Below are 15866 nucleotides of genomic sequence, written 5' to 3'. Positions count from 1 at the left end.
CGCTCCAGCCCGCGTTGACCCAGCAGCCCGCCACCGGCCGCTCATCCGGGGCGGTGTTCGTCAGTGCCGCCTCGGCGACCCGTCTGACCAGCGCGGTGGCCTGGGCCGGGCGCAGCCCCAGCGCCTCCGCGATCTGCTGCGGCGCGCTGCCGCGCGCTCTCATCTCCCGGACCCGGGCCGGCAGCTCCCGACGTTCAGGTCTTGGGCGTACCACTACACGGCGACGAGGCGCATTCTGTCGCCGCAGAGCTTCGTCATGTCGTCGATGTCCGAGGTAAGCATGACGACCGGGCGGCGCTGCCGCAGCGCCATCTCGGCCACGGCGGCGTCGATGGCGTGTTTGTGACCATGAAGCCCAGCATTGATCAGCATGGCTGAGGCGGCCTTGCCTCCTCGTCGCCGATGTGCACGATCCGCACGCGGGACAGGATCCGGGCGAGCGCGCCTTCTCGGTCCGACGATGCACCGCTTCGATGATGGTGAGTGCGCTGATGACCACCTCCATGCCCCGCTTGCGGGCTTCGGCGATGAGGGCGACGACGGGCTCGTGATCACTGACGAACTTCGACAGGCCCTCGCAGTCGAGAACGAGGGTGCCTTCGTGGCTCAGCTTGCGGCGCGCACACTGCCCCTCCTCGGCGAACGCATCGTCGAAGACCCGGTGTGCCCGCTCCTGCTCAGGTTCGGAGATCAGCCCCTGGCGGCGTTCGTAGTCCGCCAGGTACTCATCCAGGATCTGACCGCGCAGCTCGCGCTCCACCGCTTCGGTGAAACGGCCGTCTCGGGCAACCGCATGCCGAGGCGGACGCTTCCAGAGGCGTAGTTCGGTGTTCGGGCCCACGGCCCACCGACCGGCAAGGCGAAGACGTACATCTCGCCCTCCCGCCCCGCGCCCTCCCGCCGCGCGCCCCGCGCCCCGTGGGCCTGGGCTTAGCACATGCATGCGCCTGCCGGGCGGGACCGGGAGAAGGTCGGCCGAAACCGGCGCGGAGGCGCGTTTTCAGGCCAACCACGTGCCCCTCCGCAGGCGCCGGACAACCCATGGGGCCGTCCGGCGCCTCTCACAGGCGGGAGACAGCTTCGCGACGGGGGTCGCCTCGTTCCGGCGGGGCCGGTTCCGCGGGCTGTTGATCCAACCGTCCCATCAGGCACTTTGGACAACGAGGATTCATGACCAGATCCCACCATGCCCGCCTGTGGCGTTCCGCGATCGCCGCAGGAGCGGCGATCGCTGTCACCGCCGGCGTCGTCGCCGCAGCTCCCGACGCCCGTAAGGCGCAGACCAAGCCGACGTTCAGTCTGATCGCCGCCTCCACGTCGGTGACACTCGACTCGTGGAAGGAGGAGCCCGGCGTCTATCTGGACCTCGGGACCTACCTCACCGCGGAGAACGGCCCCCTCGAACTCAAGGTGACCCGCAAGTCCTACAAGGACCCGGTCGTCGCCACCCAGATCATCCGCCAGGGCAACAAGGCACCCCGCACCAGGACCCTGCCCGCCGGTCTGGTGAAGGACTTCTCTGGGCTGCCCGGGTTCGTCCGGGTCACGATCACCGACTCGGCCGGCAAGACCGTGCTGACCAAGGACGAGTCGTTCTGCCCGAACAACGCCTCCGGCCGGGTACGCCCCGACGCCCCGGCGAAGTCGCAGTATCCCGAGAGCTGTCCGGTGAATCCCTTCACGCTCGGCTCGGTGTGGGGCGTGGAGAAGGGCTGGGCCTCCAACACGTACTCGGGCTACTACTCCGCCCCCGTGGCCCTCAAGGCCGGCAAGTACACCGCCAAGGTGTCCGTGGCGAAGCGCTACCGCGATCTCTTCGGCATAGCCGACAAGCCGCAGACGATCAAGCTGACCGTACGCGAGCGCAGTTGGGAGGAGGGCGGCGGGCGAGCGGCGGCCGCCACAAGGCACGAGGGTCACGCTGCCGGGCACTCCGCGGCCGGCGGACACAGCGGTCACGGCGCGATGCGCACCGACGCGCCCGCGGCCCCCACGAGCGGCGCCGGTCCGGCGTACAACGTGGGTCACGGCCCCTACCCGTCCGCGCCGCCCGCCGTGCCGTGGGCCATGAAGCAGGCCGGCCTCAGGGCGGCCCAGTCCAAGGACGGGTTCGGGCAGACCGACGGTTCCCGTCAGGCGCCCGCGCTCGAGCCCAACGCCAAGCGGCCGAAGGGCAAGGCATCCGTGCCGAACGTGCCGAAGCCCGACCTCCGCTCGTTGCCGGCCTACGGCATCCAGATCAGCGACGGCGGTGACGACGTCCCCGGCAAGGACTACCTGGCCTTCAGCGCAAACGTGTGGAACGCCGGTCCCGCGCAGCTGGTGGTGGACGGATTCCGCTCCCCCGGCAAGAAGCTGATGGACGCCTATCAGTACTTCTACGACGCGAAGGGCAAGCAGGTCGGCTACACACCGACCGGCACCATGGAATGGGACCCGCGGCCGGGTCACGAGCACTGGCACTTCACCGACTTCGCCAGCTACCGCCTTTTGAAGGCCGACCAGAAGGAAGCGGTGCGCAGCGGCAAGGAGGCCTTCTGCCTGGCCAACACCGACGCCGTCGACTACACGGTGAAGAACGCCAACTGGCACCCGCAGAACACGGACCTGGCCACCGCGTGCGGCCAGGAGAACTCGATCTCCGTCCGTGAGGTGCTGGACGTCGGCTCCGGCGACACGTACACCCAGGACCTGCCCGGCCAGTCCTTCGACATAACCGGCCTGCCCAACGGCACCTACTACATCCAGGTGCTGGCCAATCCGGAGAAGCGTCTGAAGGAGACCAACCTCAACAACAACAGCGCGCTCCGCAAGGTCGTGCTGGGCGGCACGCCCGGCGCCCGCACCGTGAAGGTGCCGGCCCACCATCTGGTCGACGCCAACTGATCTCCGTATGACGGACGACGCCGGCCCCGGGACGCCATCCCGGGGCCGGCGTCACGCTTCCGCCGCCTCACCGGTCACGTCGGTGAAGGGCCGCAACCCTCCCGGGCACTTCCTCAGTCTCGTCGGGCGGCCGTCCCCCGGTGGACCACGAAGAAATTTCCGCCGCGCCGTGTCGAGAATGCCGCACCGTCTCCGACGTCCCCTGTGAGAGTTGCCCACAGGGGGCGACCACCCTTCCAGAGGGAGCGGATCATGAAGTACCTGGTGATGGTTCAGGGGACGCAGGCGGACTACGAAGCGATGCGCGGCAACGGCTCGAAGAACGCCCCGGCGTGGAGCGAGAAGGAGGTCCAGGAGATGTTCTCGTTCATGCAGAGCATCAACGACGACCTCGCCGAGTCGGGTGAGTTCGTCGACGGGCAGGGCTTGGCCGAGCCGGCGCAGACCCGTCACGTCACGTCCGGCAAGGACGGCCGGCCGGTGATCACGGACGGGCCGTACGGCGAGACCAAGGAGCTGCTCGCGGGGTACTGGGTGCTGGACTGCGAGAGCCTCGAGCGGGTGACGGAGATCGCGGCCCGTATCGCCCAGTGCCCGGCCCCCGAGGGCACCACCGAATACCCCGTGGTCATCCGGCCGATCATGGAGGGCGGAGGCGACGTGTGCTGACGGCGACCGAGGTCGAGGACCTGCTGCGCCTGCACGCGCCGCAGGTCCTCGGTGCGCTGGTGCGCCGCTACGGCCACTTCGACCTGGCCGAGGACGCGGTCCAGGAGGCGCTGCTGGCGGCGGCGCGGCAGTGGCCGGAGGGCGGCGTACCGGACAACCCGCGCGGCTGGCTGATCAGGGTCGCCTCACGGCGCCTGACGGATCTGCTGCGCAGCGAGGAGGCGCGGCGCCGCCGTGAGGAGGCGGCGGACCGGCTCGCCCCTCGCGACGCCTTCACCGCACCGCCCCCCGGCGAGGGACGCGCACCGTCCGAGGACGACACCCTCACCCTGCTGTTCCTGTGCTGCCACCCCGGGCTGAGCCCCGCGGCGCAGATCGCGCTGACGCTGAGGGCGGTGGGCGGCCTGACGACCGCCGAGATCGCGCGGGCGCATCTGGTGCCGGAAGCGACGATGGCGCAGAGGATCAGCCGGGCGAAGCAGCGGATAAGGGGAGTGCCGTTCCGGCAACCGGGTCCCGAGGACCGCGACGACCGGCTGGCCGCCGTGCTCCAGGTGCTCTACCTGATCTTCAACGAGGGGTACACAGCCACCTCCGGCCGCGAGCTGCACCGCGCCGATCTGGCGGCGGAGGCGATCCGGCTGGCCCGCGCCGTACGCCGGCTGCTTCCGCAGGAGGCCCAGGTGACCGGGCTGCTGGCCCTGATGCTGCTCACCGACGCCCGCAGCGCGGCCCGCACCGGCCCACACGGCGAGCTGGTCCCGCTCGACGAGCAGGACCGCACGCGCTGGGACCGTGCGGCGATCGCCGAGGGAACGGCCCTGGTGGAGGAGGCGTTGGCGCAGGGCCCCGCCGGCCCGTACCAACTGCAGGCGGCGATCGCGGCCTTGCACGACGAGGCGCCGCGCGCCGCCGACACCGACTGGCCGCAGATCCTGGCGCTGTACGACCTCCTCGTGGCCCGGGCCCCCGAGCCGATGGCCGAGCTCGGCCGTGCCGTCGCGACGGCCATGGTGCACGGCCCGCGTGCCGGTCTCGCCGAAGTGGCCCGCCTGGAGGACAGGCTGTCCGGCAATCACCGGCTCGACGCCGTACGGGCCCATCTGCTGGAGAGGGCGGGCGATCTCGACGAGGCCGAGGCGGCCTACCGGACGGCGGCGTCACGCACCCTGAGCATCCCCGAGGCCCGCTACCTCCAGGCCAGGGCCGCCCGTCTTCGCCCGTGACCCGATGCGACCGGGGCGGCCGGACGCGCCGGTCCCCTTCACTGGCGGCGCACCTGCCACCGGGTGATCATCGGGGCATGAGAGCCACGATCCACCTCGCCCAGCAACCGGAGGCCGACGAGCTGCTCGGCCGCAGTCCGCTCGCCGCCCTGGTCGGGATGCTCCTCGACCAGCAGATCCCCATGGAGTGGGCGTTCACCGGCCCGTACACCGTGGCGCAGCGCCTCAAGACCGACGATCTCGACGCCGCCGAGATCGCGGCCTACGACCCGGACGCGTTCACCGAGCTGCTGCGGGAAAAGCCGGCGATCCACCGCTACCCCGCGTCGATGGCCAAGCGGGTGCAGGAGCTGTGCCGGTTCATCGTCGACGAGTACGACGGCGACGCGAGCGCCGTCTGGGCGGACGCGAGGAGCGGTGCGGAGCTGATGGCGAGGCTGAAGGCGTTGCCGGGCTTCGGCGAGCAGAAGGCCCAGATCTTCCTGGCGCTGCTGGGCAAGCAGTACGGCGTACGGCCCGACGGCTGGCGGGAGGCCGCCGGCTCCTACGGCGAGGAGGGCTCCTACCGGTCGGCTGCCGACATCACCGGCCCGGAGTCGCTCGCCCGGGTACGGGCGTACAAGCAGGAGAAGAAGGCCGCCGTGAAGGCGGCCAAGGACGCGGAGACCGCGAGGAACCTGAAGTCGACGAGAACCGCCGGGACCGCGAAGTCCGCCAGGACCACGAAGTCGCCCAAGAAGCCCTGAGGAACGTCCAGTTCATGTGGATGGAGGGCTTCCGCATGCCAATGGGACGAATTACGTGATGAGTTACGGCCCAGGTGTTCACAGCGGCCGCAGAGATCGCTAGCTTCCCTTCAACCCTCGTTCACATCGGGAAGGACCTCTGTGAAGGCAACCCATCGCAGAGCCGTGGCCACCGTGGCCGCAGCCGCACTCGCGACCCCGCTCCTGCTGGCATCCGCCTCCCCGTCCGCTGCACACCGTCAGGACCCGGGCGCCCGGGCCGCCGAGGACGCGTCGAAGCTGGCACGGAAGCTGGTCCAGAAGTCGTCCGCGGACGACGCCTTCGAGCACCTGGAGAAGTTCCAGCAGATAGCGGACAGCACGGGCGGCCACCGCGCCGCCGGCTCACTCGGTCACGACGCGTCGGCCGCGTACGTGTACCAGCAGATGAAGAAGTACGGGTACGACGTCTCGTACCAGCGCTTCGACTTCCTCTACACCGAGACCCTGGCCGAGAAGCTCTCCGTGGTCTCCCCGACGCCCCGCGACGTCGAGATCAAGGCCATGACGTACACCAAGTCCACCCCCGTCGGCGGCATCAAGGCCGACCTGGCCGCCGTGCCGGTGGACAACACGACCGGCTGCGAGGCCGCCGACTACGCGTCGGGCACCTTCACCGGCAAGATCGCGCTGATCAAGCGCGGCGGCTGCACCTTCGCCGAGAAGCAGACCGCCGCGGCCGGGGCGGGCGCCGTCGGCGCGATCGTCTACAACAACGCCGAGGGCGTCCTTTCGGGAACCCTCGGCGACCAGGCGTCCGCGAAGATCCCGACCGGCGGGATCACCCAGGCGGAGGGCGAGAAGCTCGCCGCGGAGCTCGCCAAGGGTCCCCTGAACGTCTCCTTCGAGATCCGCCAGCTCCAGGAGACGCGCAGCACCAACAACGTGATCGCGGAGACCCGCCGGGGCAACGCCGCCAACACCGTGATGCTCGGCGCACACCTCGACTCGGTGACCGCGGGCCCCGGGATCAACGACAACGGCTCCGGCTCCGCCGGTCTCCTCGAGGTCGCCCAGGAACTCGCCAAGCGGGAGAACCGGCCCACCAACAAGGTGCGCTTCGCCTGGTGGTCCGCGGAGGAGAACGGCCTGCTCGGCTCGGAGCACTACGTCGCGAACCTCAGCAACCTGGGCAAGAAGGAGATCAAGCTCTACCTCAACTTCGACATGATCGCGTCGCCGAACTACGGGCTCTTCGTCTACGACGGCGACAACTCGGACGGCGTCGGCGCGGGCGCGGGCCCGGCGGGCTCCGCGCAGCTCGAGCGTGACATCAACGAGTTCCTCGACAAGCGGGGCACCGCTCACGAGGGCACCGACTTCACCGGCCGCTCCGACTACGGGCCCTTCATCGAGGTCGGCATCCCGTCCGGCGGCACCTTCACCGGCGCGGAAGGCATCAAGACCGAGGCGCAGGCGAAGAAGTTCGGCGGCGCCGCGGGTGTGGCGTACGACCCGAACTACCACGCCGCGGGCGACGACCTCAGCAACATCAACATGGAGGCGTTCGCCGTCAACATCGGCGTCATCGCCAACGCCGTGGGCACCTACGCGCACGACCTCAGCTCGCTGCGCAAGCCCGTCACGACCGTCCCGACGGACGGCGACGCGGGCAGCGGCGGCGGCCTGCACGACGGTCACGACCACGAGGTGACCGAGTAACACCCCCCTGGTCCGGCGGATCGGTACGGTCACGGCGCGCCGCGGGCCCCACGCCTGCGGCGCGCCGTCCCATGTCCTCTCCCGCACCGCCCCCTGCCGGTGGGAGGCCGGCCTGGGCCCCGTTCGGGCGAATCGGGCCGCGCGGTCCGGGCAGCCCGAGGCCCCGTTCTCCCGGTTTGCAAAGTTTTGATCCGGATCGTGCCGCGATTCCATGGCTGCGCCATGAGCCTCTTGACCGGTAGGCTTTCCGTGTGATCTTCAAGCGCATCGGTAACGGGCGGCCGTATCCCGACCACGGCCGGGAAAGCACCCGGCAGTGGGCGGATGTCGCGCCGCGCCCGGTCCGCCTCGATCAGCTCGTGACCACCAAGGGCCAGCTGGATCTCGAGACGCTGCTCGCGGAGGACTCCACGTTCTACGGGGACCTCTTCGCCCACGTCGTGAAGTGGCAGGGCGACCTCTATCTGGAGGACGGCCTGCACAGGGCCGTACGCGCGGCCCTTCAGCAGCGACAGGTGCTGCACGCCCGCGTGCTCGAGCTGGGCTGAGCCGGCGGCAGCCGATCGGCCTCGGGCGCAGGGCGCCGGCAGCGGCTCCGCAGGGCGGCGGCTGATCCTTTCGGGGGCGTTTCGGCACCGTACGGACGCAATCCGCTGATCGTTTAGTAGGCACAGCCACCGGGCCGCACTACGCTCAGCCCATGAGCATGCTCACTCCCCCCGGCATGGGCGGAAAGTACCGCATCACGGGCGACAAGTACCCACGAATGCGACGCCCCCGGAACCGCCGCAGGATCGTGCTCGCGGTGTTCGCCGCGGTGGTCGCGCTGGGCCTTGCCGGCTGGGGGACCCTGCAGCTCATCGACGCCTTCACGGGGGGCGGCAAGAAGAACTCCGCGACCACGCGGGGCGCCGCCTGCAAGCCCGGCCCGTCCCCTTCCGCTGCACCGCCGCCGCCGCTGCCCCGCCAGATCACGGTGAACGTCTACAACGCGACACCACGCTCCGGACTGGCCAAGTCGACGGCCGACGAGCTGAAGAAACGGGGCTTCAAGATCGGCAAGGTGTCCAACGCACCGGCGGAGTACGACAAGAAGGTCCCCGGCACCGCGGTCTTCCTCGGCGCGCCGACGGCCCAGGGCGGCGCCTTCCGGGTGCTCGGCACCCAGGTGCAGGGCTTCCAGGCGAAGACCGACACCCGCAGGACGGCGGACATCGACCTGATCATCGGCACGGCCTTCGAGTCGCTCGACCCGAAGGCGAGCGCGGACGTGGCCCTCACCGCCCTGACCAAGCCGAAGCCGGTTCCCTCCGCGAAGTGCTGACAGACGGCGGAAGGGCCGGGGATCCCGGCCCTTCGATCGATGACGACGCGGTCAGCCGCGCGAGCGGGCTACTCGGCCGCCCCGTACATCCGGTCACCCGCGTCGCCCAGGCCCGGCACGATGTACCCGTGCTCGTTCAGGCGCTCGTCCACCGAGGCCGTCACCACCGTCACCGGCGTGCCCGCCAGCTCGCGCTCCATGACCTCGACACCCTCCGGCGCCGCCAGCAGCACGACCGCGGTCACGTCGTCCGCACCGCGCTTGATCAGCTCGCGGATCGCCGCCACCAACGTCCCGCCGGTCGCGAGCATCGGGTCCAGCACGTACACCTGCCGCCCGGACAGGTCCTCCGGCATACGCGTCGCGTACGTCGAGGCCTCGAGCGTCTCCTCGTTGCGGATCATCCCGAGGAAGCCCACCTCGGCGGTCGGCAGCAGCCGGACCATTCCGTCGAGCATGCCCAGACCGGCCCGCAGGATCGGCACCACCAGCGGACGCGGGTGGGACAGCTTCACGCCCGTCGTGCCCGTCACCGGGGTCTCGATGTCGACCTGCTCGGTGCGCACGTCCCGGGTGGCCTCGTACGCGAGCAGGGTGACCAGCTCGTCGGCGAGCCGCCGGAAGGTGGGGGATTCGGTGCGCCTGTCGCGCAGCGTTGTCAGTTTGTGCGCCACCAACGGGTGGTCGACGACGTGGATCCGCATGCCGTCAACAGTAGCCCGCGCTCGCATCAAGGTCGGTTCCGGAGGGAAAGTGGAGGGGTGTCTCCCCGCAGGCCGCAGGGCCGAGGGCGAGTACGGATACAGCCGTGGGGTGGTGTGGCCGATGCCGAAGTCCGAGCCGGAGCACGAAGAGGAAACCGCGACCGACGCGGAGCGCCGCAGGCGACGCGCCCAGTTCCTGCGCGAGCTCAACGAGGCGAAAGCCCTGCGCGACCGCGTCCAGCCACGACGGGCCCGAGCCGCCCGGATGCGCCAGCAGATGCGCATGCGGACCTTCCGCTGGTAGCCCGCCCCATGAACACCGGTAAGAACTGATGGCCGACGCAACGACGGAAGACCTCTCGCATCGCGCCTCTTTCTGCCACGATTCCGATTGGGCGGGGCACGACGCAAGCACCGCCGGTCGTCACACCTCTGATCAGTGGGAGAGTCACGGTGTACTTCGCCGCACTGCTCGCGCGCACTCATGACGGGTGGGAAGCGAGCGACACAGAGCTCGACGATGTGGAGACCCTGTCGGATCTGACCGACCTGGCCCGCGAAGCCTCGGTGGACGAGGACACGGTGCTCGTCTTCATCGAGCAGGAGGACGCCTGGTTCGGGGTCCTTCGGGTCGAGGGCGAGGAGGATCCCCGGATCTTCGTCTCGGACGCGGCTGCGGCCGCGCGCTCCTCCTATGGGGAGATCCTCACCAACGAACTGCTCGGCCGGGACGACGACGACCCTGCCGACGATCTTGACTCGCTGAACCTCGACGGCACGGAGGACGGAGAACCGGAGGAGGACGACCAGGACACGGTCGACGTGCCCGCCCAGGGCGGCGAGGCCGTGCCGGCCGGCCCGGTCGGCGATCGCGAGATCCTGGTGGACCTCGGCCTGTCGGAGAAGGAACTGCTGGCGCTGGACACCGACGCGCTCATGGAGATCGCGGACGCGCTCGGCGCGGGCGAGGTGCTGGAGACCGTGCGCTAGTGCACCGCCCCGCAGAAGAACAGGCACTCGGCCGCACCTCGGTGCCGGTGCCCGGTGGCGACCCCGTGCGCGGTCCGTGGGAGGCGACCATGCGTCTCGCCCTCGGCGAGGCGGACCGCGCGGCACGGGGCGGCGATGTGCCGGTCGGTGCCGTCCTGCTGGCCGGGGACGGCACCATCCTCGCCGTCGGCCACAACGAGCGTGAGGCGACGGGCGATCCGACGGCTCACGCCGAGGTGCTGGCGATACGCAGGGCCGCCGCTGTGCTCGGCGGGTGGAGGCTGACGGGGTGCACGCTCGTCGTGACCCTGGAGCCTTGCACGATGTGCGCCGGCGCGATCGTGCAGTCCCGGGTGGAGCGGGTGGTCTACGGCGCCCGGGACGAGAAGGCAGGCGCGGCCGGTTCGCTCTGGGACGTCCTACGGGACCGGAGACTCAACCACCGGCCGGAAGTCGTCCTCGGGGTGCTGGAGGAGGAGTGTTCGAAGCAGCTGACGGCGTTCTTCCGCGACCGGCCGGGCGACCGCTGACGGTGCCCGAGGAGCGTTCGGGCGGGCGTCCACGGCGAGCCCGGAGCACGCCGGGCGGGCCCTTACTCAGAACCGATTTCTGAGCACGGCCCACCTTGGGCTAAGCTCTCTCCCGGTAGCGTGTCCGAGCGGCCGAAGGAGCTCGCCTCGAAAGCGAGTGTGGCGCAAGTCACCGAGGGTTCAAATCCCTCCGCTACCGCTCTTGTCGAAGGGCCCGGTGCGATGCACCGGGCCCTTCGTACTCTCCGCGTCGCCTTCCGCGGCCACCCACGGCGCGGAGGCAGGCCGGGCCTCGATGACGAGGCCGGGCTTCATGGCGTCCGCCGAGGCAAGCGGCATCGGGAGAGCCGGCACCGGGGTAACCGCCTTCCCTGCGCGAGGACCGGCCCACCAGCCTGCCGCACCCGGGGGAGACCATGCGGCACGGGCCCGCAGCGGGATCCGGTCCCTCGCCCCAGGCTTTCTGTTCCACCCGGCCCACAGACGATTCCGGGTGCCGGACAACGCCGCCGGAGACGCAAAAGACCCGAAACGACGGGCCTTTGGACCATGGAAATCTGTCCGAATACGCTCGGCTAGACTCACGCGACGCGTGGGCCGGGGCAGGGACAGCAGGGGAGACAGGGGCTGATGGTGCAAGCCAAGAAGATAGCGGTCTACATCGTCGTCGTCTTCATCCTGTGGACGATCATCAAGTCCCCGGACCGGGCGGCCGAGCTGGTAGGGGTAGGGTTCGAGGGCATTTCGAGCGCCGCGCAGGGCGTCGGAGAATTCATGACCGAGCTCGTCAACTAGGGCCGTCCGATCCTGATCCGCCGGACACCGCCCGGGCTGCCGGGCCAACCAGGGAGTGCCCCTTGATCCGCCATCTGGTCCTCTTCAAGCTCAACGAGGGCGTCGAGCGCGACGAGCCGCGCGTCGTCGCCGCGGTGAAGGCGTTCCAGGAGCTGGACGGCCTCGTGCCGGAGCTGCAGTTCTGGGAGTGCGCCTGGAACATCACCGACCGGCCGATCGCCTACGACTTCGCCATCAACTCGGCCGTGGCCGACACGGACGCGCTGAAGCGTTACATCGAGCATCCGGCTCACCAGGCGGCCGCCGGACAGTGGCGCGAATTCGCCACGTGGGTGATCGCCGACTACGAGTTCTGAGGCCCGCTCCGCCTGCCCCTCGCCCTCTGGGCGGGGGGCTTTTCGCTTTTCCGTCCCAACCGGGCGTCAACACGGTGTTATCGGGTGCTTGCACACAGTGGACATGTCTTGTGATGCTATGACCGCTTTTGACGGATGAATTGCCCGTAAATGACCGCAAAGGGGTGGCTTGACCGTGTCGGCCAGTACTGCGCCTCAGGTGCCACCTCAGAACGAGAGGCCGGACGACACCGCCCCCGCCGCGAAGCACCAGCGGCGCGGTGCCGACACCAGGGCACTGACCCAGGTGCTGTTCGGCCGCCTCAAGGGGCTGGAGGCGGGCACCGCGGAGCACTCCAGGGTGCGCGCGGCACTCATCGAGGCCAACCTCCCGCTGGTGCGGTACGCCGCCGCGCGCTTCCGCAGCCGCAACGAGCCGATGGAGGACGTCGTCCAGGTCGGCACGATCGGGCTGATCAACGCCATCGACCGGTTCGACCCGGACCGCGGGGTGCAGTTCCCGACGTTCGCGATGCCAACGGTCGTGGGCGAGATCAAGCGCTACTTCCGCGACAACGTGCGTACCGTGCACGTGCCGCGCCGGCTCCACGAGCTGTGGGTCCAGGTGAACGGAGCGACAGAGGACCTGACGACCGCCCACGGGCGCTCCCCCACGACGGCCGAGATCGCCGAGCGGCTGAAGATCGGCGAGGACGAGGTGCTGGCCTGCATCGAGGCCGGCCGCTCGTACCACGCGACGTCGCTGGAGGCGGCCCAGGAGGGGGACGGCATGCCCGGGCTGCTGGACCGGCTCGGCTACGAGGACCCGGCGCTGGCCGGCGTCGAGCACCGCGACCTGGTGCGCCACCTCCTCGTACAGCTGCCGGAGCGGGAGCAGCGGATCCTGATGCTCCGTTACTACAGCAACCTGACACAGTCCCAGATCAGTCAGGAGCTCGGTGTGTCCCAGATGCACGTGTCGCGGTTGCTGGCGAGAAGTTTCGCTCGACTTCGTTCCGCAAACAGGATCGAAGCGTAGCTCGTACGGGTATAACCACTCTCGATTCACTGACGGGGCATCAAAAGCCGTACACCCCCTGTTTCCTGGGCATTCTTGCGCGATACTTGTCGACATGTCACTACAGCGTGTTGCCGACATGTGACATTCTGCTGGAACCGCGTTTGCCGCAGCCTCGCCGCCGGTATTCAGGTGGGAGCTGCGTTCCTCAGACGGTCGCGGCCACCGCGACCGTCCGCGACCTCAAGGGGGTGGCATGTCCGTAGAACAGGGCAGCTCGAAGGTGCTCACTCGCGCCCCAGGCGCACCCGCACCTGTCGAGTCCGGCAGCTCGGAAGCCATCGACACCCGCACGCTCTCCCGTTCCCTGTTCCTGCGGCTGCGCGCCCTGGACTGCCAGGGCGCGGCCGACGACAGCCCGGAGCGCACCTATGTGCGCGACACCCTCATCGAGCTCAACCTCCCCCTCGTCCGGTACGCCGCGGCGCGCTTCCGCAGCCGTAACGAACCGATGGAGGACATCGTCCAGGTCGGCACGATCGGTCTGATCAAGGCGATCGACCGCTTCGACTGCGAACGGGGCGTGGAATTCCCGACGTTCGCGATGCCGACGGTCGTGGGCGAGATCAAGCGCTTCTTCCGCGACACCTCCTGGTCGGTGCGGGTGCCTCGCCGGCTCCAGGAGCTGCGCCTCGCACTCACCAAGGCCAGCGACGACCTCGCACAGAAGCTCGACCGGTCACCGACCGTCCCCGAACTCGCCGCGGTGCTCGGGGTGTCGGAGGAGGACGTCGTCGACGGCCTCGCGGTGGGCAACGCCTATACGGCCTCGTCACTGGACTCGCCCTCGCCCGAGGACGACGGCGGCGAAGGCTCCCTCGCGGACCGGCTGGGGTACGAGGACTCGGCGCTGGAGGGCGTGGAGTACCGCGAGTCCCTCAAGCCGCTGCTCGCCAAACTGCCGCCCCGAGAGCGGCAGATCATCATGCTCCGCTTCTTCGCCAACATGACCCAGTCGCAGATCGGCGAGGAGGTCGGCATCTCCCAGATGCATGTCTCACGCCTGCTGACCCGTACTCTCGCCCAGCTACGGGAAGGGCTGATCGCGGACTGATCATCCGCACGGGGTCCACCCCCGGGGGTTCCCTCCTGACGGTCCGTCAGCCACACTGGCGCGATGCGACGACAGACCGGACCGGGGATCGTGGCGTTGGCGCTCTGCCTCGGCGGAGCGCTGACCGCGTGCGGCGGCAGCGGCGACGGTGACGCTGCACTCGGCGCCGCGGGGGCCGGGGCGGACAGGGCTCCGACGGCCGCGGTGCCACCGAAGGGCAAGGTCTCGCTCGCCCCGCTCGACGGGGCGGAGAACGGGCGCGCCGGCGACGGATCCACCGGCCCTGCCGCGAAGGCGCCTGGGAGCAGCACCGACACCTCCGGCCCGGCTGCCGGCCGGCACGGCGGCAGCCGGTCGCCCAAGAGCGGTACGAGCGGCGCGCGTGGGACGAGCGGTCCCTGGTCCCCGGCACCCCCTGGAGGCGGCGGGCCGCAGCACGCGCCCGGCGACGACGGAGCCCCGGGCACACCGGACGTCCCGGGCCCCGCACCCTCTCCTACGCCGCGACCGACCGCGCCCGTACCCGACCCCGGCCCCACGGGCCCGGCCGTGCTCCAGCTCGGCGAGCCGGTGCGCGAGGCCCTGGACAAGCGGTGGTGCGAGAGGGTCACTTTGGAGTTCCGCAACACCGGCGGCACCGCGGCCGCCTCCGGCACCGTCACCTTCGCCACGCACATCATCGGCGGGCTCGGCATCGACTGGGCCACCGTCGAGTCCCGGCAGGCCCTGCCGGCGCCGATCGCGCCCGGCGCCGTACGGAAGCAGGCGTACGTGGTCTGCGTGGACGCATGGCGGGTGCCCCTGGGAATGCACATCGACACCCAGGACGTCACAGCCACCTGGAAGTGACCGAAGGCCGGCCGGCCGAACCGGTCAGCGGGACCGGTCGGGCGGGCCGACCGGCCGAACCGGTCAGGCGAGCGCCAACCAGGCGACCGCGCCGAGGATGGCCACCGCCGCGATCACACCGACGATCACGCCGACGCGTGACGAGGACGACGCCGCGGGCGTCGCGGCCGCGCGGCCCTGGGGGGCGCCCTCGTCGACGAAGGCGCGGAACATCTGGGTGCTGCCCGCGGGGTCGTAGTTGCCCTCGGGGCCCTGACCTTGGGGAGCATGGGGGTTGTGTGCCATGGCCCAGGACCCTAGCGAACGGCGGTGTCCGGCCCAACCCCGGGCGGACGCGGGGACGCCCCGCAGGGCGGACATGACCCGCACATGACTCTGCGCATGCGAAGCCTTTTGAGTTCCTTTACACACTCGGGTCCATTTTCATTTGCCTGTAGCAACCAATGAGTTCTATCGTTGCCCTAAGCAACAAAAAGCCTGGAGGGGTCGTGGCCGAGCGGAGTCAGTACGAGGAGCTGGCCCGGCAGATCAGCGCCGTGGGGGCGGTGAAACGGAGCCTCGCACGGATGCTTCCCACATACTGCCCCTCGGGGTCCGCCGCCGTACTGGCCCTGGTCGGCCGGCACGGAGAGATGCGGATGAGCCGCCTGGCAGAACTGCTCGCCGTCGACATGTCGGTGACCAGCAGGCATGTGGCCCATGTGGTGGAGCGCGGCTGGCTGGAGCGGTCGCCCGACCCGGACGACCGGCGCTCCCGCCTTCTGCGGCTCACGCCCGCGGGCGAGGGCCTGCTCGACGAGCTCGGCCGCCGCACCACGGACCTGCTCGCCCACCACCTCAAGGACTGGTCCGACGACGAGGTCGGACAGCTCAACGCGATGCTGGCCCGTCTCCGGGACTCCGTCGGGGACTGCCGGGCCCACGCCATCCGTACACCTGCAGACCACACGTAAGGAAGTTCATGGCTACGACCACATCG

General features: G+C 70.1%; 18 protein-coding genes, 1 tRNA gene and 1 pseudogene. 17 read left to right on the top strand and 3 right to left on the bottom strand.

Features of this window, described 5'->3' with window-relative positions:
- Positions 1-213: 213 nt before the first annotated feature.
- Positions 214-610: pseudogene (locus IE198_RS16685) on the bottom strand (DNA-binding protein).
- Between the two features lie 560 nt (positions 611-1170).
- Here IE198_RS16685 and IE198_RS16680 point away from each other — a divergent pair.
- From IE198_RS16680 to IE198_RS16650, 7 genes are all read left to right on the top strand, one after another.
- The gene (locus IE198_RS16680) at positions 1171-2886 is read left to right on the top strand and encodes a lysyl oxidase family protein (protein ID WP_189887214.1); all 1716 of its coding nucleotides are present in this window, start codon (positions 1171-1173) and stop codon (positions 2884-2886) included.
- A 252-nt stretch (positions 2887-3138) separates the two neighbouring features.
- Entirely contained in the window at positions 3139-3555 is a 417-nt protein-coding gene (locus tag IE198_RS16675) for a YciI family protein (RefSeq protein WP_189887213.1), read from the top strand.
- Positions 3549-4781, top strand: a complete 1233-nt coding sequence (locus IE198_RS16670) for an RNA polymerase sigma factor (RefSeq protein ID WP_189887210.1) — start codon at positions 3549-3551, stop codon at positions 4779-4781. The genes IE198_RS16675 and IE198_RS16670 overlap by 7 nt, the downstream gene beginning before the upstream one ends.
- A gap of 77 nt (positions 4782-4858) precedes the next feature.
- On the top strand, positions 4859-5527 hold the full coding sequence (locus IE198_RS16665; RefSeq protein WP_189887208.1) for an HhH-GPD-type base excision DNA repair protein: 669 nt from the start codon (positions 4859-4861) through the stop codon (positions 5525-5527).
- Between the two features lie 165 nt (positions 5528-5692).
- The gene (locus IE198_RS16660; RefSeq protein WP_189887301.1) at positions 5693-7228 is read left to right on the top strand and encodes a M28 family metallopeptidase; all 1536 of its coding nucleotides are present in this window, start codon (positions 5693-5695) and stop codon (positions 7226-7228) included.
- 251 nt (positions 7229-7479) lie between these two features.
- The gene (locus IE198_RS16655) at positions 7480-7776 is read left to right on the top strand and encodes a type II toxin-antitoxin system VapB family antitoxin (RefSeq protein ID WP_003955420.1); all 297 of its coding nucleotides are present in this window, start codon (positions 7480-7482) and stop codon (positions 7774-7776) included.
- Between the two features lie 152 nt (positions 7777-7928).
- The gene (locus tag IE198_RS16650) at positions 7929-8552 is read left to right on the top strand and encodes a LytR C-terminal domain-containing protein (protein ID WP_229834013.1); all 624 of its coding nucleotides are present in this window, start codon (positions 7929-7931) and stop codon (positions 8550-8552) included.
- Positions 8553-8620: 68 nt separating this feature from the next.
- On the opposite strand, the gene upp is transcribed toward IE198_RS16650, so the two are convergent.
- Entirely contained in the window at positions 8621-9256 is a 636-nt protein-coding gene (gene upp, locus IE198_RS16645) for a uracil phosphoribosyltransferase (protein WP_100107998.1), read from the bottom strand.
- Between the two features lie 121 nt (positions 9257-9377).
- On the opposite strand from upp, the gene IE198_RS16640 reads away from it, so the two are divergent.
- The 9 genes from IE198_RS16640 (at position 9378) to IE198_RS16600 (ending at position 14887) form a co-directional block, all read left to right on the top strand.
- Entirely contained in the window at positions 9378-9560 is a 183-nt protein-coding gene (locus tag IE198_RS16640) for a hypothetical protein (RefSeq protein ID WP_189887207.1), read from the top strand.
- Positions 9561-9709: 149 nt separating this feature from the next.
- Complete coding sequence (locus IE198_RS16635; protein WP_189887206.1) at positions 9710-10246, top strand: tRNA adenosine deaminase-associated protein; 537 nt, start codon at positions 9710-9712, stop codon at positions 10244-10246.
- 89 nt (positions 10247-10335) lie between these two features.
- Positions 10336-10776, top strand: a complete 441-nt coding sequence (tadA, locus tag IE198_RS16630; protein WP_189887296.1) for a tRNA adenosine(34) deaminase TadA — start codon at positions 10336-10338, stop codon at positions 10774-10776.
- 114 nt (positions 10777-10890) lie between these two features.
- Positions 10891-10975 (top strand) — tRNA-Ser (locus tag IE198_RS16625).
- A 431-nt stretch (positions 10976-11406) separates the two neighbouring features.
- Complete coding sequence (locus tag IE198_RS16620; protein ID WP_189887205.1) at positions 11407-11571, top strand: hypothetical protein; 165 nt, start codon at positions 11407-11409, stop codon at positions 11569-11571.
- A gap of 62 nt (positions 11572-11633) precedes the next feature.
- Complete coding sequence (locus IE198_RS16615; protein WP_189887204.1) at positions 11634-11927, top strand: Dabb family protein; 294 nt, start codon at positions 11634-11636, stop codon at positions 11925-11927.
- A gap of 175 nt (positions 11928-12102) precedes the next feature.
- The gene (locus IE198_RS16610; RefSeq protein ID WP_189887203.1) at positions 12103-12945 is read left to right on the top strand and encodes an RNA polymerase sigma factor SigF; all 843 of its coding nucleotides are present in this window, start codon (positions 12103-12105) and stop codon (positions 12943-12945) included.
- A 235-nt stretch (positions 12946-13180) separates the two neighbouring features.
- Positions 13181-14038, top strand: a complete 858-nt coding sequence (locus tag IE198_RS16605; RefSeq protein ID WP_189887201.1) for an RNA polymerase sigma factor SigF — start codon at positions 13181-13183, stop codon at positions 14036-14038.
- A 63-nt stretch (positions 14039-14101) separates the two neighbouring features.
- Entirely contained in the window at positions 14102-14887 is a 786-nt protein-coding gene (locus IE198_RS16600; protein WP_189887199.1) for a hypothetical protein, read from the top strand.
- Positions 14888-14950: 63 nt separating this feature from the next.
- On the opposite strand, the gene IE198_RS16595 is transcribed toward IE198_RS16600, so the two are convergent.
- Positions 14951-15172 carry a hypothetical protein gene (locus IE198_RS16595; protein ID WP_189887197.1) on the bottom strand — a complete coding sequence of 74 codons (222 nt, stop codon included), beginning with the start codon at positions 15170-15172 and terminating at the stop codon, positions 14951-14953.
- Positions 15173-15375: 203 nt separating this feature from the next.
- Between IE198_RS16595 and IE198_RS16590 the strand changes: the two genes are divergently transcribed.
- On the top strand, positions 15376-15840 hold the full coding sequence (locus tag IE198_RS16590) for a MarR family winged helix-turn-helix transcriptional regulator (RefSeq protein ID WP_189887194.1): 465 nt from the start codon (positions 15376-15378) through the stop codon (positions 15838-15840).
- Positions 15841-15866: the final 26 nt, after the last annotated feature.

This window comes from Streptomyces xantholiticus (assembly GCF_014651015.1).
Taxonomy (GTDB): domain Bacteria; phylum Actinomycetota; class Actinomycetes; order Streptomycetales; family Streptomycetaceae; genus Streptomyces; species Streptomyces xantholiticus.
Note: the sequence above shows the minus strand (reverse complement) of the source record. Positions and strands in the feature narration are given on the sequence as shown.